The following is a 24570-nucleotide window of genomic DNA, read 5'->3' as shown; positions in this document are numbered from 1 at the left end:
TCCTCCGCCTTGCAGCTGCACGCACCAGACCCCGCTCGGCTCGGCCGACAGGCGCAGTCCCTCTCAGCCGACCTGATCCAAACGACAGGCCCTAGGCGGACGCCCGCCGTACCAGTGTGGTCGGCAGCACCACACTGGACGGCGCCCCGCCGATGCCCTGCTCGGCGGCGCCTCGCTCCACGCCCCGTAGCAGCAGTCGGGCCATCAACCGGCCCATCTCCTCGATGTCCTGACGGATCGTCGTGAGCGGCGGATCGGTCTGTTCCGCCACCGGAAGCATGTCGTCGAAGCCGACCACCGCGACATCGTCGGGCACGCGCCGTCCGGCCTCCCGCAGCACCCGCAGGGCGCCCGCGGCGGTGAGATCGTTGGCGGCGAACACCGCGTCGAGGTCCGGGCAGCGCGCGAGCAGTTCCCGCATGGCCCGCTCCCCTCCGGCTGGCGTGAAGTCACCCTCGACGATCAGCCGTGGATCGGCGTCGACCATGACGTCCCGGAACCCGTCGAGCCGGTCCACCGCGGAGGTCTGGTCGAGGGCGCCGGCGATGTGCGCGATGCGGGTGCGGCCGAGGCCGGTGAGATGCCGTACGGCGTCCCGGGCACCGCCGCGGTTGTCCACGTCGACGTACACGACGCCCCGCCGGTCGCCGCTCCAGCCGGGCCGCCCGCCGAACACCGTGGGCACTCCGGCGCGCTGGATCAGTCCGGGCAGCGGGTCGTCGAGGTGCAGCGAGAAGACGAGCGCCCCGTCGACATGCCCGCCGGCGAGGTAGCGGCCGACGCGCGCGTGGTCGTCGCGGCCCTCGGTGAGCAGCAGCACCAGCTGGTTGTCGTGGGCGGTCAACTCCTTGCTGATTCCGCGCAGTTGCAGGGCGAAGAAAGGGTCGGCGAAGACGCGCGTCTCCGGTTCGGCGACGACGACGGCGATGGCGTCATGGCGCCGGGTCACCAGGCTGCGGGCGGCCTGGTTGGGCACGTACCCGAGTTCCTCCACCGCCTTTTGCACCCGTTCGACGAGCGGTTCGCGCACCCCGTCCCCGCCGTTGACCACCCGCGACACGGTGGCCCGCGAGACCCCGGCCCGTGCGGCCACGGCTTCCAGGGTGGGACGCGGGGCGGTGTCGGTCACTGCGCGGCTCCTCGTCGAAAGGTTGCGGATCAGGATAGCCCTCGACGGAACCGGAGGTGAGAGCGCTCTCGCACCCGTCCGCCGCCGACGCGTACCCGCGCCGCATCGGGCCGACCCCGCAGCCCCGCAGCCCCGCCCGCACCCACGCAACCCCGCCACCCCGACCGGCACACACACCGTGCCGCACTCCCGGCGCACACACCTGCCCGACCGTTCCCGGACGGAGCACACCCCTCACGCCAGCAGATCCACCTGCCGCCCCACTCCCTCCCGCTCCGCCGCCCGATAAGCCGCCCAGCTCAACGCCAGGTCCTGCCACGGCAGCCCGACCGGCGCGTACACGGTGCGATCCCCGGCGCCCGCCCGCCCGGCACGCTCGCCGCGCAGCACATCGCCCAGCGTGGCGTCGGCGGCTGCCGCCGGAAGGCCGGCCGCCGCCAGGGCCCCCATGCCGGCGGCGAGTTCACGGTCGTCCACGACCAGCAGCGCGGCCCGCAGCAGATCGGCGGACAGTTCCTGCTTGCCGGGTTCGTCCGCTCCCAGGCTCGTGAAGTGATGGCCGTCGCGGGTGTCGGACAGCCGTAGCAGCGGCTCCCGCGCCCAGGTGGCCAGCAGTACGGTGTCGGCGGTGGCCGCGGCCTCCTGCGCGGAGGTCACCACCCGGCCGCCGTGCCGGGAGGCGAACGCGGCGGCCCGCTCGGGGTCGGTGTCCTGGACGACCAGCTCGCGGTACGTCCGCAGCTCCGCCAGCCCGCGCACCATCAGCTCGGCCTGGGCGCCGGCCCCGATGACGCCGAGGATGTCACCCGGGCCGGCGAGGACGTGCGTGCCCAGCGCCGCCGCCAGTCCCGTGCGCCACGCCGTCACGGTGGCCGAGTCCAGCAGGGCCAGCAGTTCCCCGTCGTGTCCGCTGTGCAGACAGATCACCCCGCGCAGCGCGGGACGGGCGCCGGGGAACTTGGCGTTGACCTTCACCGTGTACGCCTCGATGCCCGGCAGCACGCCCGGGATCAGCGCGGTGGCGGTGCCGGGGAAGGGCAGATCGGTCCGCACACGTTGCCCCGCCACCGCCGCGTCCCGCGCGCGCACGAAGCCGTCCCGCAGCAGTTCCAGGCAGGCCTTCGGGGTCAGTACCGCTTCCAGATCACTTCGCGTCAGAACAAGAGTCACGCATCCATGATCCGTCAGTGCTGGTGCGCGGTGCCCGAGGCCGGCTCATGGCCGTGGTCGTGCGGCTCGTACCCGGGAATCGTGCCGTCCGTCTTCTTCACCAGGAACAGCCCCACCATGCCCATGTCGGAATGGCTCTGGACATGGCAGTGGTACATCCACGCGCCCGCTCCGACCCCCTCCCCCGCGATCACCTGGAAGCCGAACGAGTCCGCCGGGCCCACGATCTTGTTGTCGATGACCTGGCTGGGGTCGTCGGGGCCGGTGAGCATGCCCGTGCGGTTGTCCGCCCAGCGGTGACCGTGCATATGGAAGGTGTGGTAGTACTCGCCGTGCGTGATCATCACGAACTCGACGCGATCGCCCACGGTGGCCTCGAAGTTGGGGCCGCTGTGCGCGGGCTTGTTGTTGATGAGCATGTCGTTGAAGACGATGGTGTGGGTCGCGTCGGGGAGGATGTCGCCCTTGCGCCGCACGATCACCGGCCCGTACAGGCCCTTGCGGATGCCGCCCGTGCCGTGCTCGGTGCCGACGACATGGTCGTGGTAGTGCCAGTAACCGGCGCTGCCCGCCCGCCAGGTGCCGTCCTTGCGCCGGCCCGGGGCGTGCGTGCGCCAGGTGTAGGTGCGGGTGCCGCCGGGTTCGACGTCGCTCTTGTTGAGCTTGGTGCCGTCGCTGGTGATCTCGTAGTCGAGGCCGTGGACATGCAGGCTCACCGGTATGTCCATGGTGTTCTCGAACTCGATGTGCGCGGTGTCGCCCTCGTTGAGCTCGATCAGCGGGCCCGGAATCGTCGCCTTGCCCTTCTCGAAGCCGTAGCCCATCTGCCCGTCGGCCAGCTTCTCGGCATACAGCTTGAGGTGTCTGACCTCGCCGCCGGCCGGGGCTGTTCGCACCGGTGTGTCGGCGCCCGCGGCCTGGGGTACCGATCCCAGCGACAACGATGTCGCGACGGTCGCGCCGCCCAGCAGTACATGTCTGTTGAAGCTGCGTCGGTCGTAGCTGCGTCTGCCCATGTCGAACTCCCCACGGCGGTACGGAATTTACGGGGATGAACCGCTGAGACGGTACCGGCCACTCCCTCGTTTATCCACACTCAGGACAAAGTTCGGCCCGGTTCGGTCATAGGTATTGGCGTGTCATGCAAAGGGGTCTAGCTTCCTTGTCGCTGTTGCTGTGACCGTGGAGGTGCCCATGCGCTTACGAGGGTTGAGCACAAAGAGACAGACCTGGGTGGCCACTGTGACCGCCGGGATCGTCGCCGCCGGACTGATGTCGGCTCCGGCGGCCGACGCGCGCCCGGTCCCGGAACCACCCCTGACAACGATGTCCATCAAGTCGCCTCCGGGCGGCGCGAATGTACGGGTGCTCATCTTCTACGGGTCCGCTGCGGACGGCGACGAGTCGCCCGTGGTGAACGCCGGGATCGAGGCGATCGAGCAGATCGGCCTGACGGGCCCGGCCGACCAGCGTTTCAAGGTCGAGGCCACCGATGACGCGTCGGTGTTCACCAATGAGACCAGGCTGGGCCGTTTCAACTCGATCGTGTTCCTCACCGGCGGCGGGGACGTCCTGGATCCCGAGCAGGAGGTCGGCCTGGAGGCCTACATGGAGGCGGGCGGCGGTTTCGTCGGCGTCCATGACGCGGCCCGCGCCGAGCCGTACTCGGACTGGTTCACCGGCCTCGTCGGCGCCCGCCCCGCGGCCGGCGGACCGACCTCGGCGCAGCGGGCCGTGGTGGAGGTCGGCGACCGGCTGCACCCGGCGACCAAGGGGCTGCCGTTGCAGTGGAAGCGGCCGGACAAGTGGCTGAACTGGGCGAAGAACCCCTCGGGTGGCGTCCATACGGTCGCCCGGGTCCGGGAGGCTTCGTATCAGCCGGGCACCGGCGCCAACGGCTGGGACCATCCGGTGAGTTGGTGCCGTGACTACGACGGTGGACGTTCCTTCTACACCGGCATGGGCGGCACGGTGTCGTCGTACGACGAGACGGACTTCCGCGCGCATCTGCGCGGCGCCCTGCTGTGGACCACCCGGCTCGTCCAGGCCGACTGCAAGGCCACCATCAACGGCAACTACAAGGCCGAACGCCTCACTCAGGCCAACCAGCCGGGCCAGAACGACCAGATCGGCGAACCGCACGGCCTGGTCACCGCCCCCGACGGCCGAGTGCTGTACATCGGCAGGGGTGGGGCCGACTCCTCCCAGCCGGTGATCACCGACTGGAACAACCCCGACATCGGCAAGGGCAAGGGCGAGATCCACGTCTACGACCCGAAGACCAGGAAGGTCACCCTGGCCGGTGCGCTCACGGTGTTCGGCAACAAGGGCGGCGGCGACGAGCTGATCAAGGTCGAGGAGGGGCTTCTCGGCATCGAGCTCGATCCGCGCTTCGAGGACAACGGCTGGGTGTATCTGCACTACACCCCGCACTCTCAGCTCGACCGCGACAAGCAGATGGCCGAGCGGCGCGTCTCCCGCTTCACGCTCGACCCGGCGACGAACAAGCTGGACCTGGGCAGTGAGAAGGTGCTGCTCAAGTGGCCGGTGCAGGTGCACAGTTGCTGTCACGCGGGCGGCGGGATGGCCTGGGACTCCAAGGGCAACCTGTACATCGCGACCGGTGACAACAACTCCAGTGGCTTCAGCGGGGGTTACTCGGGCAACAACCCCGAGCCCAACTACAAGGGCGTCTCCTTCGCCGACGCGCGCCGCACCGCCGGCAACACCAACAACCTCAACGGCAAGATCCTGCGCATCCACCCGGAGCCGGACGGGACGTACACGCTCCCGGAGGGCAATCTCTTCACCGGCAGGGAGACCGACGAGGGCGGTGGAAAGACACGCGGCGAGATCTATGTGATGGGCGTCAGGAACCCGGCGCGGATCTCCGTCGACCGGCAGACGGACATCCTGTACGCGGGCTGGGTCGGCCCCGACGCGGGCGCTCCCTCGACGACCTGGGGTCCGGCCAAGTACGACACGTTCGCCGTCATCACCAAGGCGAGCAACCGGGGCTGGCCGTACTGCATGGGCAACAAGCAGCCCTACCGGGACCGCAATCTGCCGGATCCGAGCAAGCCGCTGGGCTGGTACGACTGCGACCACCCGAAGAACGAGTCGCCGAACAACGACGGTCTCGTCAACCTGCCGCCGGTCACCGGCAACAACATCTGGTACTCGCCCCAGGGCGGCGCCCCGGACTTCCCGCGCGACGCGAACGGCGTGCCGTCGTACAAGCAGGAGGAGGCCACCTACGGGCTGCCGTGGCTCAAGGGCGGCGGTCAGGCCGCGATGAACGGGCCGGTCTACCGGTACGACGCGGCGAGCACCAGTGGGACCAAGTGGCCGGCCTACTGGGACGGCAAGTGGTTCGTCGGTGACTTCTACGACGCCGACCAGCCGCGCAACGCGGTGCTCACCGACCCGAAGACGCACGGTGACGGTGGTCTGCCGGTGCACTCGGAGTCGCTGAAGAAGATCGTGCCGATCGGCAACGACGGCATCAAGAACCTCATGGACTGGAAGTTCGGTCCGGACGGCGCGCTGTACGTGCTCGACTACGGCCGGGGCTTCTTCACCTCGGACGCGAAGTCGGCGCTGTGGCGGGTCACCTACACGGGCGGCGGCCCGACGCCGGCCGCCGACCAGCTGGCGAGGGGGGCGCAGTGACACGGCAACGAAGAATGTGGGCGGCCCTGTTGGCCGCGCTGCTGGTGGTGCTGGGACTTCAGGCACTGCCCGCGACCGGACAGCCGCAGGCGCAGCCGGAGGCGGCGGCAGCCGCACAGGTCCTCACCTGGACCGCCGGCGACGACATCACGAAGTACGGATCGGCGCCCGCGACGGCCGTGGCGGGCGCGACGACGATCGTCTTCGAGAACAGCACGGCGACCGGCAACACCACCGGGATGCCGCACACGCTGACGTTCGACACCTCCGACCCGGAGTACAACAACGACGTCCAGCTGAACATCCTCGCCAACCCGAACGACGACCAGGGCGGCAAGCACACCGCCGAGGTCACGCTCACCCCCGGCCGCTACCGCTACTACTGCACGATCCCCGGTCACGGGCAGATGCAGGGCATCCTGGTGGTGACCGAGGGCAGCGGCGAGGACACCACCGCGCCGGAGGCGTCCGCGCATGTCAGCGGGACGCAGAACGCGCAGGGGCAGTACGTCGGTTCGGCGAGCGTGGCCCTGCACGCCACCGACGAGGAGGGCGGCTCCGGGGTCGACCGGGTCGAGTACGCGGTCGGCGACGCGGGCGCCTGGACGCCGTACACCACCCCGGTCGTCGTGGACCAGGTCGGCGACCACAAGATCCGCTACCGCGCCTTCGACAAGGCGGGGAACGTGTCGGCGGAGAAGAACATCACGTTCACGGTCGTCGCACCGCCGACGGACGACAGGACGCCGCCGGAGACCTCGGCGGCCGTCAGTGGTGAGCAGAATCCCGACGGCGCGTACATCGACATGGCGACCGTCACCGTCTCCGCCTCCGACACCGGTTCCGGCGTCAACACCATCGAGTACGCGATCGGCTCGGGCGCCTGGCAGCCGTACACCGCGCCGGTGATGGTGCACGAGGCCGGCAGCCATACGGTGCGCTACCGGGCCACCGACAAGGCGGGCAATGTGGCCGCCGAGAAGAACGTGCAGTTCACGGTGGTGGCGACGCCCGAGCCGGACACGACACCGCCGGTGACCGGGGTGACCGTCGAGGGCACGAAGAACTCGTCGGGGGCGTACGTCGGCAACGCGAAGGTGACCGTCTCGGCGACCGACGAGCACCACGGCTCGGGCGTCGACCGGATCGAGTACTCGATCGACGGCGGACCGTACCTGGCGTACACCGCCCCGGTCGTCGTGGACCGCGCGGGTACCCACACCCTCGCCTACCGGGCCACGGACAAGGCGGGCAACACCGCGGCGGCCCGCACGGTGACCTTCACCGTGGTGTCCGGCCAGGTTCCGGCCCCCAACTGCCCGGAGTTCGACGAGCGGTTGACGGTGATCGTGGGCACGGTCGACTCGGGCGTCCCGAACCGGCTCACCGACCGCCGGTGCCGGATCAACGAGCTGATCGAGGACGAGAGGGAGTGGACGTCCCAGGCGCTGTTCCTCAAGCATGTGAAGACCGTCCTGGACCAGCTGCTGAAGGACGGGGTGGTCGACCAGCGCGAGTACGACGCCGTGCGCAAGGCCGCCCGGCAGTCCGGGATCGGCAAGCCCGGCCAGACCGAGGGCTATCGCACGATCCTGGACGGCAGCGCGGAGTCCTTCGCCAAGTGGCAGCAGGTGGGCGGTGGTTCGTTCGCGCCGAACGGCGACGGCTCGATCACGTCCGGGACGACCAAGGCCGGACTGGGCATGCTGTGGTTCCCCGAGCGCAAGTACGGCGACTTCTCGCTCAAGCTCCAGTGGCGTGACGACGCTCCGGGCACCGGCAACGCCAACTCCGGGGTGTTCGTCCGCTTCCCGTGGGTGCACGACCACCCCGAGGAGTCACGGCCGGAGTGGGTCGCCATCAAGTACGGGCACGAGGTGCAGGTGCTCGACCGTCCTGACGGCGACATGTACAAGACCGGCTCGGTCTACGGCTTCGACCGGGTGGGGCTCGCGGGCGCCGGTGTCACCCAGAAGGGCACGTGGAACGACTACGAGATCCGTGTGGTCGACCAGCACTACTCGGTGTACCGCAACGGTGTGCTGATCAACGAGTTCGACAACATCGGCGGCCAGGACTTCGTCCCGCCCCGCTCGGACGACCCGGGCACAGACGGGCGGCGGTTCGCCTCCGGCTACGTCGGGCTCCAGGTGCACGGCACGACGGACGTGGTCTCGTACCGCGACATCCGGATCAAGGAGCTGTAGGTTCCGGCGGCGTCTCCTCGGACTTCCCCTTGGACTTGTCCCTGGGCTTGTCCTTGGGAGGCGCCGCCTTCTTGGCCCGGCTCGGCTGGACCCGCTTCGGCTCGCCCGGCATCTTCGGGTACTCGGGCGGGTACGGCAGGTCGCCGAGTCCGTGCTCACGCTCGTCCTTGTTGGCGAGTTCCAGCAGCGCTTCGAGGGAGAAGCGGTGGTCGTCCATGTCCGCGTGCACATCGCCGAGTTCGGCGAAGCGCGCGGGCATCGTCGTGATGTCGAAGTCCTGGGGATGGGCGACGCCGACCTCGTCCCAGCGCAGCGGCGCGGAGACCGGGGCGTGCGGGCGGGGCCGTACGGAGTAGGCGGAGGCGATGGTCCGGTCGCGGGCCGTCTGGTTGTAGTCGACGAAGATGCGCTCGCCCCGCTCCTCCTTCCACCACTTGATCGTCACGTGGTCCGGCATCCGGCGCTCCAGCTCCCGGCCGACCGCGATGGCGGCGCGCCGGACCTGGGTGAACGTCCAGCGCGGCTCGATCGGCACGAAGACGTGCAGGCCCCGGCCGCCGGAGGTCTTCGGCCAGCCGCGCAGTCCGCCGAACTCGTCGAGGACGGCGCGCAGTTCGTGGGCGGCGCGGACGGCGTCGTCGAAGTCGGTGCCCGGCTGCGGGTCGAGGTCGATGCGCAGTTCGTCGGGGTGGTCGACGTCGTCACGGCGGACCGGCCAGGGGTGGAAGGTGAGCGTGCCGTACTGCGCGGCCCACAGGACGGCGGCCTCCTCGGTGGGGCACATCTCGTCGGCGCTGCGGCCGCTGGGGAAGGTGATGTGGGCGGTGGGGATCCAGTCGGGCATGTTCTTGGGCGCCCGCTTCTGGTAGAACCACTCGCCGGTCACGCCGTCGGGGTAGCGCTCCAGGGTGGTGGGCCGGTTGCGCAGGGCCCGCAGGATGCCGGGGCCCACAGCGATGTAGTACCGGGCGAGGTCCAGCTTCGTGAAGCCGCGCTCCGGAAAGAAGATCTTCCCCGGATTGGACAGCCGTACGGTGCGCCCGCCCGACTCCAACTCCACCGCTTCACCCATGCGAGCCACGGTAAGTGCACGGTGCCTTCGTCGCACACCGGGCGGCGGCAGCCTTGTTCGAGCAGAATCGGAGCATGGACCTGCCGGTGATGCCGCCCGTGAAGCCGATGCTCGCCAAGTCGGTGGCGAAGATTCCGCCGGGCATGCAGTACGAGGCGAAGTGGGACGGGTTTCGCGCGATCGTGTTCCGTGACGGGGACGAGGTCGAGTTGGGCAGTCGTACCGGTAAGCCGCTGAACAGGTACTTTCCTGAGCTGGTCGCGGGGCTGAAGGAGCGGTTGCCCGAGCGGTGTGTGCTGGACGGGGAGATCGTCATCGCGCGGGAGGGGCGGCTGGACTTCGACGCGCTGACCGAGCGCATCCACCCGGCGGACTCCCGGGTGCGGATGCTGGCCGAGCGGACCCCGGCGTCGTTCGTGGCCTTCGACGTGCTGGCGCTGGCCGACGAGTCGCTGTTGCAGACCCCGCTTGCGGACCGGCGGGCGACGCTCACCATGGCGCTGTCCGGGGTGACGGCCCCGGTGCACGTGGCGCCGGCGACGACCGACGTCGAGACGGCCCAGGGATGGTTCGAGCAGTACGAGGGGGCCGGGCTCGACGGTGTGATCGCCAAGCCGCTGACCCTGCGCTACCTCCAGGACGAGCGTGCCATGTTCAAGATCAAGCACGAGCGGACGGCGGACGTGGTCGTCGCCGGGTACCGGCTGCACAAGAGCGGACCGGTCGTCGGCTCCCTGCTGCTCGGTCTGTACGACGACCGCGGCGCCCTGCAACATGTGGGCGTGTCGGCCGCGTTCTCGATGAAGCGGCGCGCGGAGCTGGTGGAGGAGCTGGAGCCGTTGCGCATGGCGGACGTCGCGGGGCATCCGTGGGCGGCCTGGTCGGACGAGGCGGCCCACGAGTCGGCCCGGCTGCCGGGGGCGCCGAGCCGCTGGTCGGGCAAGAAGGACCTGTCCTGGGTGCCGCTCCGGCCGGAGCTGGTGGCCGAGGTGGCGTACGACCACATGGAGAACGGCGCCCGTTTCCGGCACACGGCCCGGTTCCGCCGCTGGCGCCCGGACCGCACGCCCGAAAGCTGCACCTATGCGCAGCTGGAGGAGCCGGTGCGCTACGACCTCGCGGAGATCTTCGCCCCGCAGGCCTGAGGGGCGGCACGGCTCACGGCTTCATCAGCACCTTGACCGCGCCGTCCTGCTTCCGCTGGAAGATCTCGTAGGCGTGCGGGGCGTCGTCGAGCGGCACCCGGTGCGTGGCGAAGTCGTCGACGCCGAGCGGGTCCTCGTCCGTCAGGTAGGGCAGGATGTCATCGCTCCAGCGGCGCACATTGGCCTGGCCCATCCGGATCTGGATCTGCTTGTCGAAGAGGGTGAGCAGCGGGATCGGGTCCGCGGTGCCGCCGTACACGCCGGACAGCGAGATCGTGCCGCCGCGCCGCACGAGGTCGATCGCGGTGTACAGGGCGGCCAGCCGGTCGATGCTGAAGCGCTCGGCGAGCGGGCCGCTCAGCTTGCGGGGCAGCAGCGCCGAGGCGTTCTGGGCCAGCCGGGCGGCGGCGCTGCCGTGGGCCTCGGTGCCGACCGCGTCGATCACGGCGTCGGGGCCGCGGCCGTCGGTCCGGTCGCGGATGGCCTCGACGAGTTCCTTCTCGTCGTCGAAGCCGCGCAGGTCGAAGGTCTCGACGCCCCGCTCGCGGGCGCGCCGCAGCCGTTCGGGCACCAGGTCCACGCCGAACACCGCCCCGGCGCCCGTGGCCTGGGCGATGCGGCAGGCCATGTCGCCGATGGGCCCGAGGCCGAGCACCGCGACGCTGCCGCCCTGCGGGATCTCGGCGTAGCGGACCGCCTGCCAGGCGGTGGGCAGCACGTCGGAGAGGTAGACGAACCGGTCGTCCGGCGGCCCCTCCGGGACCTTGATCGGCCCGAACTGCGCCTGCGGGACGCGCAGATACTCGGCCTGGGCGCCCGGCACGGCGCCGTACAGCCGGGTGTAGCCGAACAGGGCGGCGCCCATGCCCTCGCCGGTGACCTGGGTGGTCTCGCACTGGGTCGGCAGGCCGGTCAGGCACATCCAGCAGCTGCCGCAGGCGATCTGGAACGGCACCACGACCCGGTCCCCCGCCTGGAGGTCCGGCACCGCCGCGCCGACCTCCTCGACGATGCCCATCGGTTCATGGCCGAGGATGTCCCCCGGCGTCATGAACGGGGTGAGCACCTCGTAGAGGTGCAGGTCGGAGCCGCACAGTCCGCTGGACGTGATGCGGATGACCGCGTCCGTCGGCTCCTCGATCCGTGGATCGGGCACGTTCTCCACCCGTACGTCCCGCTTGCCCTGCCAGGTCACTGCCCTCATCGTCCGCGCTCCCTCCGCTCGCGTGCGCCGGCGCTCGTACGGTGGCCGCCCGGGTACCCCCGCGTCCCTACGCCGAACCGCGCGGGCCCGTGGGCCGTGCCCGCCCGGGGGGGCGGCGGTGCTCGTGCATCCGCCGACCCGGTGGTCCGTGCCAGGGCCGATCGGCGGATTCGCGAGGAGCTCGGCGCGCGATCGGGTAGGCCACAGATGACCGGATAAGCCGGATAAGCGCACAATTGATGACATGAACGGGACGGGTGGGTTCGGGTGACGACGGTGAGCAGACGACGAGCGGCGCGCTCAAGACGCGCCACGACCATGACGGGGCTGCTGGCCGCCGCGCTGGCGGCCTCCCTGGCCGCCGGATGCACGACCTCCGACAGCCCGCGCGACGACGGCCGGGGCCAGGAGCGCTCCACGGCGACGGGTGACGGCGAGAGCCGGGCGAAGAGCCCCGCGGCACTCGCCGTGAAGATCGACAACGCCCGCGCCGCCCGGCCCCACACGGGCCTGAACGAGGCGGACATCGTGTACGTCGAGCAGGTCGAGGGCGGCCTCAGCCGGCTGATGGCGGTGTACGCGCAGAAGCTGCCCAAGGTCGTCGGGCCGGTGCGCAGCGCCCGCGAGACCGACCTGGAGCTGCTGGGCCAGTTCGACCGGCCGGTGCTCGCCTTCTCGGGCGCCCAGAGCAAGCTCAGGCCGCTGATCGACGGGGCACCGCTGGAGGCGGCGCCGCCCGGCAAGGGGTCCGACGCGTACTTCCGCGGCAAGGCCCGGACCTCGCCGCACAACCTCTATCTGCGGCCCCACCGGCTGATGCCCAAGGCGCCGGGCACGTCCGTCCTGACCACCGGCTTCCGCTTCGGCGCCGCCCCGGCCGGCGGCAAGGCCACGGCCTCGCAGACGGTGCGCTACTCGGCGGCCGCCTACACCTTCACCTGGTCGAAGAGCCGCAACCGCTGGCTGGTCGCCATGGACGGCAAGGCCGCCGGCACGACGGACGGCAAGCGGGTCATGGCCGGCACGGTCGTCGTGCAGTACGTGAAGGTGCGCAAGTCCGACTACCACGACAAGCTCGGCCACCACACGCCGTACACCGAGACGGTGGGCTCGGGGAAGGCGCGGGTGCTGCGCGACGGCCGGGTCTACGACGTCAAGTGGAAGCGCCCGAAGACCAAGGACGGCACGACGTTCACGACCAAGGACGGCAAGCGGATGAACTTCCAGCACGGCCAGGTGTGGGTGGTGTTCGCGAACGCGTCCTGAGCACCCCGGGCGCCGGACGGGTCAGGGCTGTGTGACGAGGGGCTCCGCAGGGTTGCGCAGCCCCTCGGCCGCGTCCGCGACCCGCCGGATCAGCTCGAAGAACAGCGTCTGCTCCTCGGCGGAGAGCGGGGCCAGGAAGACCTGGTTCATCCGGGCCGTGCGCACGGTCAGCTTCTTGTGGGTGCGCGCCCCCTCGTCGGTGAGGCGCAGCAGGAAACGGCGGCCGTCCTGAGGGTCGCGGACCTTGTCCAGCAGCCCGCGGCGGCCGAGCCGGCTGATCACCTCGGCGATGGTGGACCGGTCGAGCCCCACCCGCTCCCCCACCGTCCGCTGGTCCAGCCCCGGCTCGGCGACGAGCGTGTTCAGGACGGCGAACTGGGGCGAGGTGATCTCCTCGGAGACCATGGCGTTCCACAGCAGGTAGTGCGCCTGCTGGAGCCGCCGGGCCAGGTGCCCGGGGTGGGTGGTGAGGTCCACGGCGGCCATCCGCACTCCCCTGTTTGTTTTCGTCGGTGCACTGAACAATACCTGGCCTTGATGTGACTGTCCCCGGTGCGAGCGGCCCGGCAAGGCTCACAATCGTTGAGGCCTTGACGGCTTCCCGGTCCGATGGCAGCGTGAGGGGAACCTCGCGGAAATAATCAGTGCCCTGACTAATTCGGGCGCTGGGGGCTCGGAAGAGATGGGGCTTCTCGGATGGACAAAGTGGTCGCCACGGCCCTGGAGGCGGTGGCCGATGTGGGCGACGGCGCGTCGCTCGCGGTGGGTGGCTTCGGGCTGAGCGGTGTGCCGAACGTACTGATCCAGGCGCTGTACGAGCGGGGTGTGTCCGCCCTGGCGGTCGTCTCGAACAACTGCGGGGCGATGGAGTCCGGGCTGGCGGTCCTGCTGTCGGCGGGGCGGATCGGCCGGGTGACCGGCTCCTACATCGGCGCGAACAAGGAGTTCGCCCGCCAGTACCTGTCCGGGGAGCTGGAGGTCGAGATGATCCCGCAGGGCACGCTGGCCGAGCGGCTGCGGGCCGGAGGCGCCGGGATCCCCGCGTTCTACACCCCGGCCGGGGTGGGTACCCAGGTCGCCGAGGGCGGGCTGCCGTGGCGCTACGACGGCTCCGGCGGGGTCGCGCTGGCCTCGCCGCCGAAGGAGGTGCGGGAGTTCGACGGCACGGAGTACGTGCTGGAGCGCGGCATCCGGACCGACTTCGCGCTGGTGCGCGCCGCGAAGGGCGACCGGCACGGGAACCTGGTGTTCAACAAGTCCTCCCGGAACTTCAATCCGCTGGCCGCGATGGCCGGGCGGGTGACGATCGCCGAGGTGGAGGAACTCGTGGAGCCCGGCGAGATCGATCCGGACGCGGTGCATCTGCCGGGGATCTTCGTGCAGCGGGTGCTCGCGCTGACCCCCGAGCAGGCGGCGGACAAGGGCATCGAGCAGCGCACGATCTCCGCGCCCGCGGCCCGAGGGACGGTGAGCAACTGATGGCGTGGACACGCGAGGAGATGGCCGCGCGGGCGGCGCACGAGCTTCAGGACGGTCAGTACGTCAATCTCGGCATCGGGCTGCCCACCCTGATCCCGAACTACCTGCCCGAGGGCGTGGAGGTGATCCTGGAGTCCGAGAACGGCATCCTGGGCACCGGCCCCTACCCGACCGAGGACCAGGTCGACCCGGATCTGATCAACGCGGGCAAGGAGACCGTCACGGTGCTGCCGGGCGCGTCCTTCTTCGACTCGGCGCTGTCGTTCTCGATGATTCGGGGCGGCCACATCGATGTCGCCGTGCTCGGCGCGATGCAGGTGTCCGAGAACGGTGACCTGGCGAACTGGGCGATCCCCGGCAAGATGATCACCGGGATAGGCGGGGCGATGGACCTGGTGCACGGGGCCCGCACGGTCATCGTCGTCATGACCCACACCGCCAAGGACGGCTCGCCGAAGATCCTCACCGAGTGCGCCCTGCCGCTGACGGGCAAGGCGTGTGTGAACCGGATCATCACCGACCTCGGCGTCCTGGACGTCACCGAGGACGGGCTGGTGCTCGTCGAGGCGGCACCCGGTGTGGGCGTCGACGAGATCCTCGCCAAGACCGACGCCAAACTCACCGTCGCGGAGGGCCTGCTGTGAAGACCGTCTATCTCGTCGACGCGGTCCGCACCCCGGTCGGCCGCTACAACGGCTCCCTCGCGAGCGTGCGCCCGGACGACCTGGCCGCCCACGCCCTGCGCGAACTGACCGGCCGTACGCCCGACCTGGACCCGTCCCGGATCGAGGACGTCTACTTCGGCAACGCCAACGGCGCCGGCGAGGAGAACCGCAACGTCGGCCGCATGGCAGCCCTGCTCGCCGGGCTGCCCACCTCCGTGCCCGGCGTGACGGTCAACCGGCTGTGCGCCTCCGGCCTCGAAGCGGTGATCCAGGCGGCCCGGGCCATCGCCGTCGGGGACGCCTCCATCGCCGTGGCGGGCGGAGTGGAGTCGATGACGCGGGCGCCGTATGTGCTGCCCAAGTCCGACAAGCCGTTCCCGGCCGGCCACGCGGAGCTGTACTCCACCACGCTGGGCTGGCGCATGGTCAACCCGAGGATGGAGCCGCAGTGGACCGTCCCGCTGGGTGAGTCGGCGGAGCTGATCGCCGAGAAGCACAAGATCGGCCGGGAGCAGCAGGACGAGTACGCGCTGGCCTCCCACCGGAAGGCCGCCGCGGCCCAGCGGGCCGGGCTGTTCGACGCCGAGCTCGCCGCCGTGCCGGTTCCGCGGCGCAAGGGCGACCCGGTCGTCTTCAGCGCCGACGAGTGCGTACGGCCGGACGCCTCGCTGGAGGCGATGGCGAAGCTCAAGCCGTCGTTCCGCACCTCCGGGGGCACCGTGACCGCGGGCAACGCCTCCCCGCTCAACGACGGAGCCGCCGCCCTGCTGCTGACCGACGAGGAGGGCCTGAAGGCCACCGGCCGCGAGCCCCTCGCCCGGATCTCCGCCACCGGTGTCTGTGCCGTCGACCCGCACTACTTCGGCCTGGCCCCGGTCGAGGCCGTCAACCGGGCGCTGGCCAAGGCCGGCAAGCGATTCGCCGACCTGGACGTGCTCGAACTCAACGAGGCCTTCGCCGCCCAGGTGCTGGGGTGTGTGGCCGAGTGGCCCGAGTTCGACCCGGCGATCCTCAACCCGCAGGGCGGCGCGATCGCCCTCGGCCACCCGCTGGGCGCCTCCGGGGCCCGCCTCGCCGGCACGGTCGCCCACCAGCTGGCACGCAAGGGCGGCGGAATCGGCGTCGCCACCCTCTGCATCGGCGTCGGCCAGGGCCTCGCCCTCGTCCTCGAACGCTAGGAATCCCCATGAGTCTCACGCAGCACGACATCGACCTCGAGATCGCCGCGGAGCACGAGGCGTACGAGAAGCGCGTCGCCGAAGGCGCCCCGGTCGAGCACCACCCCCGACGCGACTACGCCCCGTACCGCTCCTCGGTCCTGCGTCACCCCAAGCAACCGCCGATCACGATCGACGTCAGCAAGGACCCGGAACTGGTGGAGCTGCACTCCCCCGCCTTCGGCGAGCGCGACATCACCGAGATCGACAACGACCTCACCCGGCAGCACACCGGTGAGCCGATCGGTGAGCGCATCACCGTCGAGGGCCGGCTCCTCGACCGCGACGGCCGCCCCCTGCGCGGTCAGCTGATCGAGATCTGGCAGGCGAACTCGGCCGGCCGCTACGCGCACCAGCGCGAGCAGCACGACGCCCCGCTCGACCCGAACTTCACCGGCGTCGGCCGCACCCTGACCGACGACAGCGGCTGCTACCGCTTCACCACCGTCCAGCCGGGCCCGTACCCGTGGCGCCAGCACGTCAACGCCTGGCGGCCGGCCCACATCCACTTCTCCTTGTTCGGGACGGCGTTCACCCAGCGGCTGGTGACGCAGATGTACTTCCCGAGCGATCCGCTGTTCCCGTACGACCCGATCATCCAGTCGGTGACGGACGACTCGGCGCGCCGGCGGCTGGTCGCGACGTACGACCACGGTCTGTCGGTGCCGGAGTTCTCTATGGGCTACCGCTGGGACATCGTGCTGGACGGGCCGAACGCCACCTGGATCGAAGAAGGGCGCTGAGCCGCGATGACGAAGATCGACCCGAGCCGTCCGGAGACCGTTCTCCCCACTCCTTCGCACACGGTGGGCCCGTTCTACGGCCACGCGCTGCCCTTCCCCGGGGGCGGCGACATCGCGCCGCTCGGCCACCCGGACACGATCGCCCTCCAGGGATACGTGCTCGACGGCGAGGGCGCCCCGCTCCCGGACGCCTTCGTGGAGCTGTGGGGCCCGGACCCGGACGGCAATGTCCCGCAGGCCGACGGCTCGATGCGGCGCGACCCGGCGAGCGGCGGCTTCCTGGGCCGCAACGGCGTGGAGTTCACCGGCTGGGGCCGGATCCAGACGGACGCGAACGGCCACTGGACCGCGCGGACGCTGCGGCCCGGGGCGCGCGGGCGGAGCGCGCCGTACCTCAGCGTGTGCGTGTTCGCGCGCGGGCTGCTGGTGCACCTGTACACCCGGATCTATCTGCCGGGCGACGACGCGGCGCTGGCCGCCGATCCACTGCTGGCCCAGCTGGACGAGACGCGACGCGGCACGTTGATCGCCGCGGAGCAGGGTCGGGGCACATACCGTTTCGACATCCGCCTTCAGGGCGAAGGCGAAACGGTCTTCCTGGAGTTCCAGTGACTTCTGCCGATTCCGGCCTGCTCGCCCCGGGGTGGACGGGCTCCCCCGCCGCCTCCGCGACCGGCGACACGGCCTACCTCCAGGCCCTGCTCGACGCCGAGGCCGCCCTCACCCGGGCCCAGTCCGCCCTGGCCCTCGCCCCGGCCGAGGCCGCGTCGGCGGTGACCGGGGCGGCGGTCGCCGACCGCTTCGACGTACGGTCCCTCGCCGAGCGGGCACGGGCCGGCGGCAACCCGGTCATCCCTCTGGTCGCCGATCTGACGACGGCGGTCGGCGACGCGTACGGCCCGTACGTCCACCGGGGCGCGACCAGCCAGGACATCATGGACACGGCGACGATGCTGGTCGCCGCGCGCACCCTCGACCTGGTGCTCGCCGACCTCGGCCGCACCGAACAGGCCCTGTCCCGGACGGCCGCCGCACACCGGGACACCGCGATGCCGGGGCGGACGCTCACCCAGCACGCCGTGCCGACGACGTTCGGGCTGAAGGCGGCGGGCTGGCGGGCGCTGGTGCTCGACGCACGGGACCGGGTGAGGGCCGTACGGGACGCCCTGCCCGCCCAACTCGGCGGCGCGGCCGGGACGTTGGCCGCCTTCGGGGCGTACGGCGCCGGCGATCCGACCGGACTTCCGGCGGCGTACGCGCACGAACTCGGCCTCCGGGCACCCGATCTGCCCTGGCACACACTGCGCACCCCGGTCGCGGATCTCGCCGGGTGCCTGGCCTTCACGGCGGGCGCGCTCGGCAAGGTCGCGGTGGACGTCCTCACGCTGTCCCGCACGGAGATCGCGGAGGTCGTGGAGGGCAGTGGCGGGGGCTCGTCCGCCATGCCGCACAAGTCGAACCCGGTACGGTCCACCCTGATCGCCTCCGCCGCGCGGCGGGCACCTCAGCTCGCGGCCACGCTCTACGGGTCGCTGGCGGCGGAGGACGAGCGGCCCGCCGGGGCCTGGCACGCCGAATGGGAGCCGCTGCGGGAGCTGCTGCGGCTGGTCGGCGGGGCCGCGCGGGACGCCGTGGAGCTGGCCGAGGGTCTCCGGGTGAGGGCCGACGTCATGCGTGAACACCTCGATCTCACCCAGGGGTTGATCGTCTCGGAGCGGCTGTCCGCCGAGCTGGCCCCGGTGCTGGGCCGGGCCCGCGCCAAGGAACTGCTCACCCGGCTGGCGGCCGAGGGCCGTCCGCTCGCCGAGGCACCGGAGCTGGCGGACGTCGACCTCGATCCCACCCACTACACCGGCTCCGCCGGAACCCTCACCGACCGCGCTCTGGAGCGACGTTGACGCACCCACTCCTCGACCACCGCGCCGAAGGACCCACTTCGGCTCCGCCACTGCTGCTCGGGCCCTCGCTCGGCACCTCGTCCGCCCTGTGGGACAGGGTCGCGCCCGAGCTGTCGGTCACCCATCGGGTGGTCCGCTGGGAACTGCCGGGGCACGGCGGTTCGGCCGCCGGTCTCATCGGGGCCGGCGCGACGGTCGGTGACCTCGCCGGCCTGGTGCTCGCGCTCGCCGACTCGCTCGGCATCGAACGGTTCGCCTACGCGGGTGTCTCGCTCGGCGGTGCGGTGGGGCTGCATCTCGCCGTGCATCACCCGGAGCGGGTCGATTCCCTGGCCGTGATCTGTGCGTCGGCGCACTTCAACGGGTCGAAGCCATGGGAGGAGCGGGCCGCACTGGTGCGGCGCGAAGGGCTCGCGGAACTCGCCGAGAACGCGCCCGCCCGCTGGTTCACGTCCGGGTTCACCGTGCCGGAACTGGTCCAGGACCACCGGGACGCCGATCCCGGTGCCTACGCCGCCTGCTGTGACGCGCTCGCCGCCTTCGACCTGCGTGACCGGCTGCCGGAGATCAGCGCACGGACGCTGCTGATCGCCGGCCGCCAGGACCCCGCGACACCGCCGGCCCATCTGCGGGAGATCGCGGACGCCGTGCCGGGTGCCGCCCTCGTCGAGATCCCGGGGGCCTCGCACCTGGCGCCGGCGCAGTGTCCGCAGGCCGTGCTCACGGCTCTGCGGGCCCATCTCGGTGGCGGCGCCAAAAGGGGCATGGAGGTCCGGCGCGAGGTACTGGGCGACACGCACGTGGACCGGGCGCAGGCCCGGCAGACCGCGTTCACGGCACGCTTCCAGGACTTCATCTCGCGCTACGCCTGGGGTGAGATCTGGACCGATCCGACGCTCAGCCGCCGCGAGCGCAGCATGATCACCCTGACGGCGCTGGTCGCGCACGGCCACTACGACGAACTGGCCATGCATGTCCGGGCGGCTCGGCGCAACGGGCTGACGCCGGAGGAGATCGGCGCCGTGCTGCTCCAGACGGCCGTGTACTGCGGTGTTCCGGCGGCGAACTCGGCGTTCGCGACGGCTCAGCGCGTCCTCGCGGAAGAGGAAGGGTGACCCTGCGGGTCGTAGCACCGGCGGCACCTCGCAGATGCCGCCGTCCCGTGCCTACGGTGGGGGCATGTCGACCATTCTGATCACCGGCACCACCTCGGGGCTCGGCCGCCACCTCGCCTTCGAGCTGGTCCGCGCCGGGCACCGGGTGCTCGCGCACGGACGGGACGCGGGCCGTACGGAGCGGCTCGTGGCCGAGCTGCGGGCCGAGGGCGAGGCCGACGCCTTCGTGGCGGACCTGGCCTCGCTGGGGCAGGTCCGGCAGCTGGCGGCGCATGTCGCCGGGGAGCATCCCGAGCTCGACGTGCTGATCAACAACGCGGGGGTGGGTTTCGGGGCGCCCGGCGCGGGCCGTGAGGTCAGCGCCGACGGTCATGAACTGCGGCTGGCGGTCAACTATCTGGCGCCGGTCGTGCTGACCCGCGACCTGCTTCCCGTGCTCCGCGCCAACGCGCCCGCCCGGATCGTGAACGTCGGCTCGGCGGGCCAGGAGCCCCTCGACCTCGACGACCCCGAGCTGACCCGCGGCTACGACGGCCGACGGGCGTACTGGCGCAGCAAGTTCGCGCTCGCCGCCCATACGTTCACCCTCGCGGAGGAGCTGGAGGGCACCGGCGTCTCGGTCAACGTGCTGCACCCGGCGACCTACATGGACACGGGGATGGTCCGCGAGGGCGGTGTCTCGCCCTGGAACACGGTCGCCGACGGCGCGCCGGGCGTCCTGGCCCTCGCCACCCGGGACATGGGGACGGGCGGCTACTTCGACGGGACGTCCAGGGCTCGGGCACACGAGGGGACGTACGACCCCGGGGTGCGGGAGCGGCTGGCGGCGGTCACGGATCAACTCCTGAAGCTCTGAGGCGTCCGAAGGGCCCCGCAGCCGGGAGAGAACCCTGAGTGAGCCGCGGCCGGTCCGGGAAACCGTTGGCAATGACGGTGACTTTCCAGCAGCACGGCACGGCCCGGTCCCGCAAGGCCCTGGTCGCGGGGTCGGTGGGCAACCTCATCGAGTGGTACGAGTTCGGCGTCTACGGCTACTTCGCGACGATCATCGCCGCTCGCTTCTTCACCCCCGAGGGCGGCGGCGAGGCCGAGGCGCTGGTGAAGACGTACGCCTCGTTCGCGCTGGCGTTCTTCTTCCGGCCGGTGGGCGCGGCCCTGTTCGGCCGGCTCGGCGACCGGATCGGCCGGCGTCCGGTGCTGATCCTGGTGATCACGCTGATGACCGGGGCGACGACACTGATCGGCGCGCTGCCGACGTACGGCACGGTCGGCGCCCTGGCGCCGTGGCTGCTGACGTTTCTGCGGGTGCTCCAAGGGCTGTCGGCGGGCGGGGAGTTCGGCGGCGCGGTGTCGGTGATGACCGAGTTCGCGCCACCGGGGCGGCGTGGGCTGTACGGGTCGTGGCAGTCGTTCACCGTGGCGCTGGGGCTGCTGGGCGGTGCGGGGGTGGCCGCGCTGCTCGCGACCGTGCTGAGCGAGGAGCAACTGGGCGACTGGGGATGGCGGTTGCCGTTCCTGCTGACGCTGCCGCTGGGTCTCGGCGCGCTGTGGCTGCGGCTGCGGCTGGACGAGACGCCGGCGTTCCGGGAGGAACGTGCGGCCGAGCGGCCACCCGTGCGGGAGGTCGCGGCGGCGATCGCGCTGGGTGCCGGGCGGATCATGGGCTGGGCGGCGGCCGGGTACACGTTCCTGGTGGTGCTGCCCTCGTATCTTCAGTCCACGCTGGACGCGAGCTTCCAGCAGGCGCTGGTCGCGACCGTGCTGGCCAACCTGGGGTTCGCGACGACGATCCTGCCGGCGGGATGGCTCAGCGACCGGATCGGGCGGCGGGCGGTGATGCTGACGGGTGCGGTGCTCGTGGTCGCGCTCGCGGTGCCGCTGCTCAACCTTCTTCAGGACCCGGGTGTTTCCCTCACCGTGAAGGGTGCGGCAGTGTGGGGCGCGGGTGCCGTCGTGGGGCTGATGGCGGGACCGGGCCCGGCGATGCTCGCCGAGCTGTTCCCGACGAACGTCCGCTGCACCGGGCTGGGACTCGCCTACGCCCTGTCCAATGCGGTGTTCTCGGGCTGCGCCGGGCTCATCATCACGGAGACCATCGAACGGACGGGGAACGTGGACATCCCCGCGTACTACGCGGCGGCGACGTGCGCGGTGAGCGTCCTCGCGCTGCTCGGCGGTCCACGAGGAAAGGCGAGTTGAGCGTATGCGGGTGATCGGTCTGATGTCGGGCACGTCCTACGACGCCATCGACGCCGGCGCCGCCGACCTGGACCTCGTCGGCGACAGCCTCGTGCTCAGGCCGCTGGGGCTGGTGAGCGAGACCTACGACGAGGAGCTGCGGGAGACCCTCACGGCCGCGCTGCCGCCCGGCACGACCTCCATGGCCGAGGTGTGCCGGCTGGACACCCGCATCGGGCGGTCCTTCGCGGCGGCGGCCGTCCGAGCCGACCGTGAACTGTGCGGCGGGCGAGCGGAGTTGGTCGCCTCGCACGGGCAGACCGTGTACCACTGGGCCGAGGAAGGGCAGGTGCACGGCACACTCCAGCTCGGACAGCCCGCGTGGATCGCCGAGGCCACCGGACTGCCCGTGGTCGCCGACTTCCGGCCCCGCGACATCGCCGCCGGCGGCCAGGGCGCGCCGCTGGTCAGCCTGGTCGACCTGCTGTGGCTGCGCGGGCGGCCGGGGACCCCGGTCGCCCTCAACCTCGGCGGTATCGCCAACCTCACCGCGCCCGACGGCACCGCCTTCGACACCGGGCCGGGCTGTGCGCTGATCGACGCGGCGGCGCGGGGGTTCAGCGGCGGGCGGCTGGCGTACGACGTGGACGGGGCGCTGGCCGGCCGCGGCACCGTCCACGAGCCGCTGCTGGACAGGCTGCTGGAGGAGCCGTACTACGCGCTGCCCGCGCCGAAGACGACCGGTAAGGAGACGTTCCATCTGGGCCGTCTGCGCGACGCGCTGTCCGGTTTCGGCACGCTGCCGGCCGAGGACGTCGTCGCCACGCTGACCATGCTCACGGCCCGTACGGTCGCCGACGCCGTGCGGGCGGTCGGCGCGACCGAGGTGATCGCCTCGGGCGGCGGGACGCGCAATCCGGTGCTGATGAGGATGCTCGGACAGCGGCTGCCCGGGGTGGCGCTGCGCGCCTCCGACGAGCTGGGGCTCCCGTCGGCCGCGAAGGAGGCGTACGCCTTCGCCGTGCTGGGGTTCCTGACCGCGCACGGGTTGCCCGGCACGGTGCCGACGGCCACCGGGGCCCAACACGCGCGGGTGCTGGGTTCGATCACGCCGGGCCGGGACGGGCTGCGGCTTCCGCCGCCCGGCGGGAGGCTGCCGGTGCGGCTCGTCCTTGAGTGACCTCGCCCATGGGTCACCTCGTCCCTGGGTGAACCTCGTCCCCGGGTGAACCTCGTCCCCGAGTGACCTGGACGGGTCCCTCTCATCCGCCTTTCACCGAGGCCTCATACGGTGGACCCATGACGCAGGCGACTCCTCCGGGGTGGTACCCCGACCCAGGACAGACGAACGACGGTCCTCCCACCGAGCGTTGGTGGGACGGCAAGGCCTGGACGGACCAGGTCCGCCCCGCCGGGTCGGACACCGTGCCGGGTCCCCCGGGGCAGCCCGTCGGCGGAACGTACCCCATGTACCCGGCCTACCCCGCCGCACCGCCGTCCGGCGGCCGGCGCGGCCTGCGCACCGGCATAGCCGTGGGAGTGGCGGCGGTCGTCCTCGCGAGCATCGGCGTCGGCGTGTACGCGCTGACCGCGAACGACAGCTCGGACGGCGGCAGCGCCGACTCCCAGCAGCGAGGGCCGGGCGGCCAGGGCGGCCCCGGGGGCGGGCAGGGCGGCCCGTTCGGCGACTCCGGCGGCGGCGACGGCGGTTCCGGTGGCCAGTCGCCCGCGCCCGAGGGGTCCGAGGCGCCGAGGGTGGAGAGCGGCTCGGTGACCGACCCGGTGAACGGGATCAGCATCCCGGTGCCGGACGGCTGGTACGGCCAGCAGCTGACGGTGGGCGCGCAGGTGTCGTCGAAGGAGTCGTACAAGTGCCCCTCGAAGACCACTGAGACCTGCCTCAAGGGCGGCGCCTACTCAGCCCCGGCGCTGGAGCACGGCACCAAGGGCGAGACGGCCGAGGAGGTCGCCAAGGCGGACATCGCGAAGAACGCCGAGGAGTCGTACGGCCAGGGGTACGGCGAGATCACCTCGCACGAGGTGCTGGCCTCGAAGGCGGTGACCGTGGCCGGGCAGAAGGGCTACATGGTCCGCTGGAAGGCGGTGACGAGCAAGGGCTCCGACGGCTACGTCGAGTCGCTCGCCTTCCCCTCGCCGGTCGCCGCGCAGCAGATGGTCGTGATCCGCTTCGGCGTCGACGTCACCGAGGGGCAGTCGGTCCTCGACGAGATCACCGAGGGCGTCAAGGTGTCCACCGGCGGCGGCAACGGCCAGGACGTCTGACGCGCCCCGCACATGATGCGGCCGGGCGAGGCTCCCCTCCGCTCAAGGGGAGCCCCACCCGGCCGGGGGGTGCGCGCCGCCCCCGTCCCCACGGTGCGGCGCGTTACAGGTCACCGTCCAGTCATCC

At 71.5% G+C, this 24570-nt stretch carries 21 protein-coding genes; 15 read left to right on the top strand and 6 right to left on the bottom strand.

From position 1 onward, the window contains the following. Positions 1-91 precede the first annotated feature (91 nt). The 3 genes from ACIQWG_RS31485 to ACIQWG_RS31475 all read right to left on the bottom strand — a co-directional run bounded on the left by ACIQWG_RS31485 (position 92) and on the right by ACIQWG_RS31475 (position 3315). Positions 92-1129, bottom strand: a complete 1038-nt coding sequence (locus ACIQWG_RS31485; protein ID WP_404101822.1) for a LacI family DNA-binding transcriptional regulator — start codon at positions 1127-1129, stop codon at positions 92-94. A gap of 234 nt (positions 1130-1363) precedes the next feature. After that, positions 1364-2299, bottom strand: a complete 936-nt coding sequence (locus ACIQWG_RS31480; protein WP_404101820.1) for an ornithine cyclodeaminase family protein — start codon at positions 2297-2299, stop codon at positions 1364-1366. A 14-nt stretch (positions 2300-2313) separates the two neighbouring features. Next, the gene (locus ACIQWG_RS31475) at positions 2314-3315 is read right to left on the bottom strand and encodes a multicopper oxidase domain-containing protein (RefSeq protein ID WP_404101818.1); all 1002 of its coding nucleotides are present in this window, start codon (positions 3313-3315) and stop codon (positions 2314-2316) included. Between the two features lie 178 nt (positions 3316-3493). On the opposite strand from ACIQWG_RS31475, the gene ACIQWG_RS31470 reads away from it, so the two are divergent. Then, on the top strand, positions 3494-5971 hold the full coding sequence (locus tag ACIQWG_RS31470; protein ID WP_404101816.1) for a ThuA domain-containing protein: 2478 nt from the start codon (positions 3494-3496) through the stop codon (positions 5969-5971). Between the two features lie 14 nt (positions 5972-5985). Further along, the gene (locus ACIQWG_RS31465; RefSeq protein WP_404101852.1) at positions 5986-8178 is read left to right on the top strand and encodes an OmpL47-type beta-barrel domain-containing protein; all 2193 of its coding nucleotides are present in this window, start codon (positions 5986-5988) and stop codon (positions 8176-8178) included. On the opposite strand, the gene ligD is transcribed toward ACIQWG_RS31465, so the two are convergent. Then, the gene (gene ligD, locus ACIQWG_RS31460) at positions 8165-9250 is read right to left on the bottom strand and encodes a non-homologous end-joining DNA ligase (RefSeq protein WP_404101815.1); all 1086 of its coding nucleotides are present in this window, start codon (positions 9248-9250) and stop codon (positions 8165-8167) included. The two genes, ACIQWG_RS31465 and ligD, sit on opposite strands and share 14 nt — an antisense overlap. Before the next feature lie 74 nt (positions 9251-9324). Here ligD and ACIQWG_RS31455 point away from each other — a divergent pair, with 74 nt between their 5' ends. Continuing rightward, on the top strand, positions 9325-10395 hold the full coding sequence (locus tag ACIQWG_RS31455; RefSeq protein WP_404101813.1) for an ATP-dependent DNA ligase: 1071 nt from the start codon (positions 9325-9327) through the stop codon (positions 10393-10395). A 13-nt stretch (positions 10396-10408) separates the two neighbouring features. On the opposite strand, the gene ACIQWG_RS31450 is transcribed toward ACIQWG_RS31455, so the two are convergent. Then, entirely contained in the window at positions 10409-11599 is a 1191-nt protein-coding gene (locus ACIQWG_RS31450) for a zinc-dependent alcohol dehydrogenase (RefSeq protein WP_404101812.1), read from the bottom strand. Between the two features lie 318 nt (positions 11600-11917). Between ACIQWG_RS31450 and ACIQWG_RS31445 the strand changes: the two genes are divergently transcribed. Beyond that, entirely contained in the window at positions 11918-12865 is a 948-nt protein-coding gene (locus ACIQWG_RS31445) for a DUF3048 domain-containing protein (protein ID WP_404101851.1), read from the top strand. A gap of 21 nt (positions 12866-12886) precedes the next feature. On the opposite strand, the gene ACIQWG_RS31440 is transcribed toward ACIQWG_RS31445, so the two are convergent. Continuing rightward, positions 12887-13351 carry a MarR family winged helix-turn-helix transcriptional regulator gene (locus tag ACIQWG_RS31440; protein WP_404101810.1) on the bottom strand — a complete coding sequence of 155 codons (465 nt, stop codon included), beginning with the start codon at positions 13349-13351 and terminating at the stop codon, positions 12887-12889. Between the two features lie 210 nt (positions 13352-13561). Here ACIQWG_RS31440 and ACIQWG_RS31435 point away from each other — a divergent pair, with 210 nt between their 5' ends. From ACIQWG_RS31435 to ACIQWG_RS31385, 11 genes are all read left to right on the top strand, one after another. Further along, a complete protein-coding gene (locus ACIQWG_RS31435; RefSeq protein ID WP_404101808.1) occupies positions 13562-14344 on the top strand; it encodes a CoA transferase subunit A in 783 nt (260 codons plus the stop codon). Further along, entirely contained in the window at positions 14344-14988 is a 645-nt protein-coding gene (locus tag ACIQWG_RS31430) for a CoA transferase subunit B (protein WP_404101806.1), read from the top strand. Before ACIQWG_RS31435 ends, ACIQWG_RS31430 begins: the two co-directional genes overlap by 1 nt. After that, positions 14985-16187 carry a thiolase family protein gene (locus ACIQWG_RS31425; protein WP_404101805.1) on the top strand — a complete coding sequence of 401 codons (1203 nt, stop codon included), beginning with the start codon at positions 14985-14987 and terminating at the stop codon, positions 16185-16187. The genes ACIQWG_RS31430 and ACIQWG_RS31425 overlap by 4 nt, the downstream gene beginning before the upstream one ends. Positions 16188-16195: 8 nt before the next feature. Then, the gene (gene pcaH, locus ACIQWG_RS31420; RefSeq protein ID WP_404101803.1) at positions 16196-16969 is read left to right on the top strand and encodes a protocatechuate 3,4-dioxygenase subunit beta; all 774 of its coding nucleotides are present in this window, start codon (positions 16196-16198) and stop codon (positions 16967-16969) included. 6 nt (positions 16970-16975) lie between these two features. Continuing rightward, entirely contained in the window at positions 16976-17581 is a 606-nt protein-coding gene (gene pcaG, locus ACIQWG_RS31415) for a protocatechuate 3,4-dioxygenase subunit alpha (protein ID WP_404101801.1), read from the top strand. Continuing rightward, positions 17578-18867, top strand: a complete 1290-nt coding sequence (gene pcaB, locus ACIQWG_RS31410; protein ID WP_404101799.1) for a 3-carboxy-cis,cis-muconate cycloisomerase — start codon at positions 17578-17580, stop codon at positions 18865-18867. Before pcaG ends, pcaB begins: the two co-directional genes overlap by 4 nt. Continuing rightward, entirely contained in the window at positions 18864-19982 is a 1119-nt protein-coding gene (pcaD, locus tag ACIQWG_RS31405) for a 3-oxoadipate enol-lactonase (RefSeq protein ID WP_404101798.1), read from the top strand. Before pcaB ends, pcaD begins: the two co-directional genes overlap by 4 nt. 64 nt (positions 19983-20046) lie before the next feature. Further along, on the top strand, positions 20047-20838 hold the full coding sequence (locus ACIQWG_RS31400; RefSeq protein ID WP_404101797.1) for an SDR family NAD(P)-dependent oxidoreductase: 792 nt from the start codon (positions 20047-20049) through the stop codon (positions 20836-20838). A 71-nt stretch (positions 20839-20909) separates the two neighbouring features. Further along, complete coding sequence (locus tag ACIQWG_RS31395; protein WP_404101796.1) at positions 20910-22181, top strand: MFS transporter; 1272 nt, start codon at positions 20910-20912, stop codon at positions 22179-22181. Between the two features lie 4 nt (positions 22182-22185). Continuing rightward, positions 22186-23340 carry an anhydro-N-acetylmuramic acid kinase gene (locus ACIQWG_RS31390; protein ID WP_404101794.1) on the top strand — a complete coding sequence of 385 codons (1155 nt, stop codon included), beginning with the start codon at positions 22186-22188 and terminating at the stop codon, positions 23338-23340. A gap of 119 nt (positions 23341-23459) precedes the next feature. Further along, positions 23460-24443 (top strand): DUF2510 domain-containing protein, encoded by a 984-nt coding sequence (locus ACIQWG_RS31385; protein ID WP_404101793.1) that lies wholly within the window; start codon positions 23460-23462, stop codon positions 24441-24443. Positions 24444-24570 lie beyond the last annotated feature (127 nt).

The organism is Streptomyces sp. NPDC098781, assembly GCF_044759995.1.
GTDB lineage: Bacteria > Actinomycetota > Actinomycetes > Streptomycetales > Streptomycetaceae > Streptomyces.
The sequence above is the reverse complement of the archived record's forward strand: the minus strand, read 5'-3'. Positions and strand labels throughout refer to the sequence as shown.

Excerpts from the sequence above, each read along its gene's own strand:
- pcaH (WP_404101803.1), top strand. The coding sequence starts at position 16,196 with ATGAGTCTCACGCAGCACGACATCGACCTCGAGATCGCCGCGGAGCAC.
- ligD (WP_404101815.1), bottom strand. The coding sequence starts at position 9,250 with ATGGGTGAAGCGGTGGAGTTGGAGTCGGGCGGGCGCACCGTACGGCTG.
- ACIQWG_RS31475 (WP_404101818.1), bottom strand. The coding sequence starts at position 3,315 with ATGGGCAGACGCAGCTACGACCGACGCAGCTTCAACAGACATGTACTG.
- ACIQWG_RS31450 (WP_404101812.1), bottom strand. The coding sequence starts at position 11,599 with ATGAGGGCAGTGACCTGGCAGGGCAAGCGGGACGTACGGGTGGAGAAC.
- ACIQWG_RS31385 (WP_404101793.1), top strand. The coding sequence starts at position 23,460 with ATGACGCAGGCGACTCCTCCGGGGTGGTACCCCGACCCAGGACAGACG.
- ACIQWG_RS31445 (WP_404101851.1), top strand. The coding sequence starts at position 11,918 with ATGACGGGGCTGCTGGCCGCCGCGCTGGCGGCCTCCCTGGCCGCCGGA.
- ACIQWG_RS31465 (WP_404101852.1), top strand. The coding sequence starts at position 5,986 with ATGTGGGCGGCCCTGTTGGCCGCGCTGCTGGTGGTGCTGGGACTTCAG.
- ACIQWG_RS31400 (WP_404101797.1), top strand. The coding sequence starts at position 20,047 with ATGTCGACCATTCTGATCACCGGCACCACCTCGGGGCTCGGCCGCCAC.
- ACIQWG_RS31395 (WP_404101796.1), top strand. The coding sequence starts at position 20,910 with ATGACGGTGACTTTCCAGCAGCACGGCACGGCCCGGTCCCGCAAGGCC.
- pcaG (WP_404101801.1), top strand. The coding sequence starts at position 16,976 with ATGACGAAGATCGACCCGAGCCGTCCGGAGACCGTTCTCCCCACTCCT.
- ACIQWG_RS31430 (WP_404101806.1), top strand. The coding sequence starts at position 14,344 with ATGGCGTGGACACGCGAGGAGATGGCCGCGCGGGCGGCGCACGAGCTT.
- ACIQWG_RS31390 (WP_404101794.1), top strand. The coding sequence starts at position 22,186 with ATGCGGGTGATCGGTCTGATGTCGGGCACGTCCTACGACGCCATCGAC.
- ACIQWG_RS31470 (WP_404101816.1), top strand. The coding sequence starts at position 3,494 with ATGCGCTTACGAGGGTTGAGCACAAAGAGACAGACCTGGGTGGCCACT.
- ACIQWG_RS31435 (WP_404101808.1), top strand. The coding sequence starts at position 13,562 with ATGGACAAAGTGGTCGCCACGGCCCTGGAGGCGGTGGCCGATGTGGGC.
- ACIQWG_RS31455 (WP_404101813.1), top strand. The coding sequence starts at position 9,325 with ATGGACCTGCCGGTGATGCCGCCCGTGAAGCCGATGCTCGCCAAGTCG.
- ACIQWG_RS31440 (WP_404101810.1), bottom strand. The coding sequence starts at position 13,351 with ATGGCCGCCGTGGACCTCACCACCCACCCCGGGCACCTGGCCCGGCGG.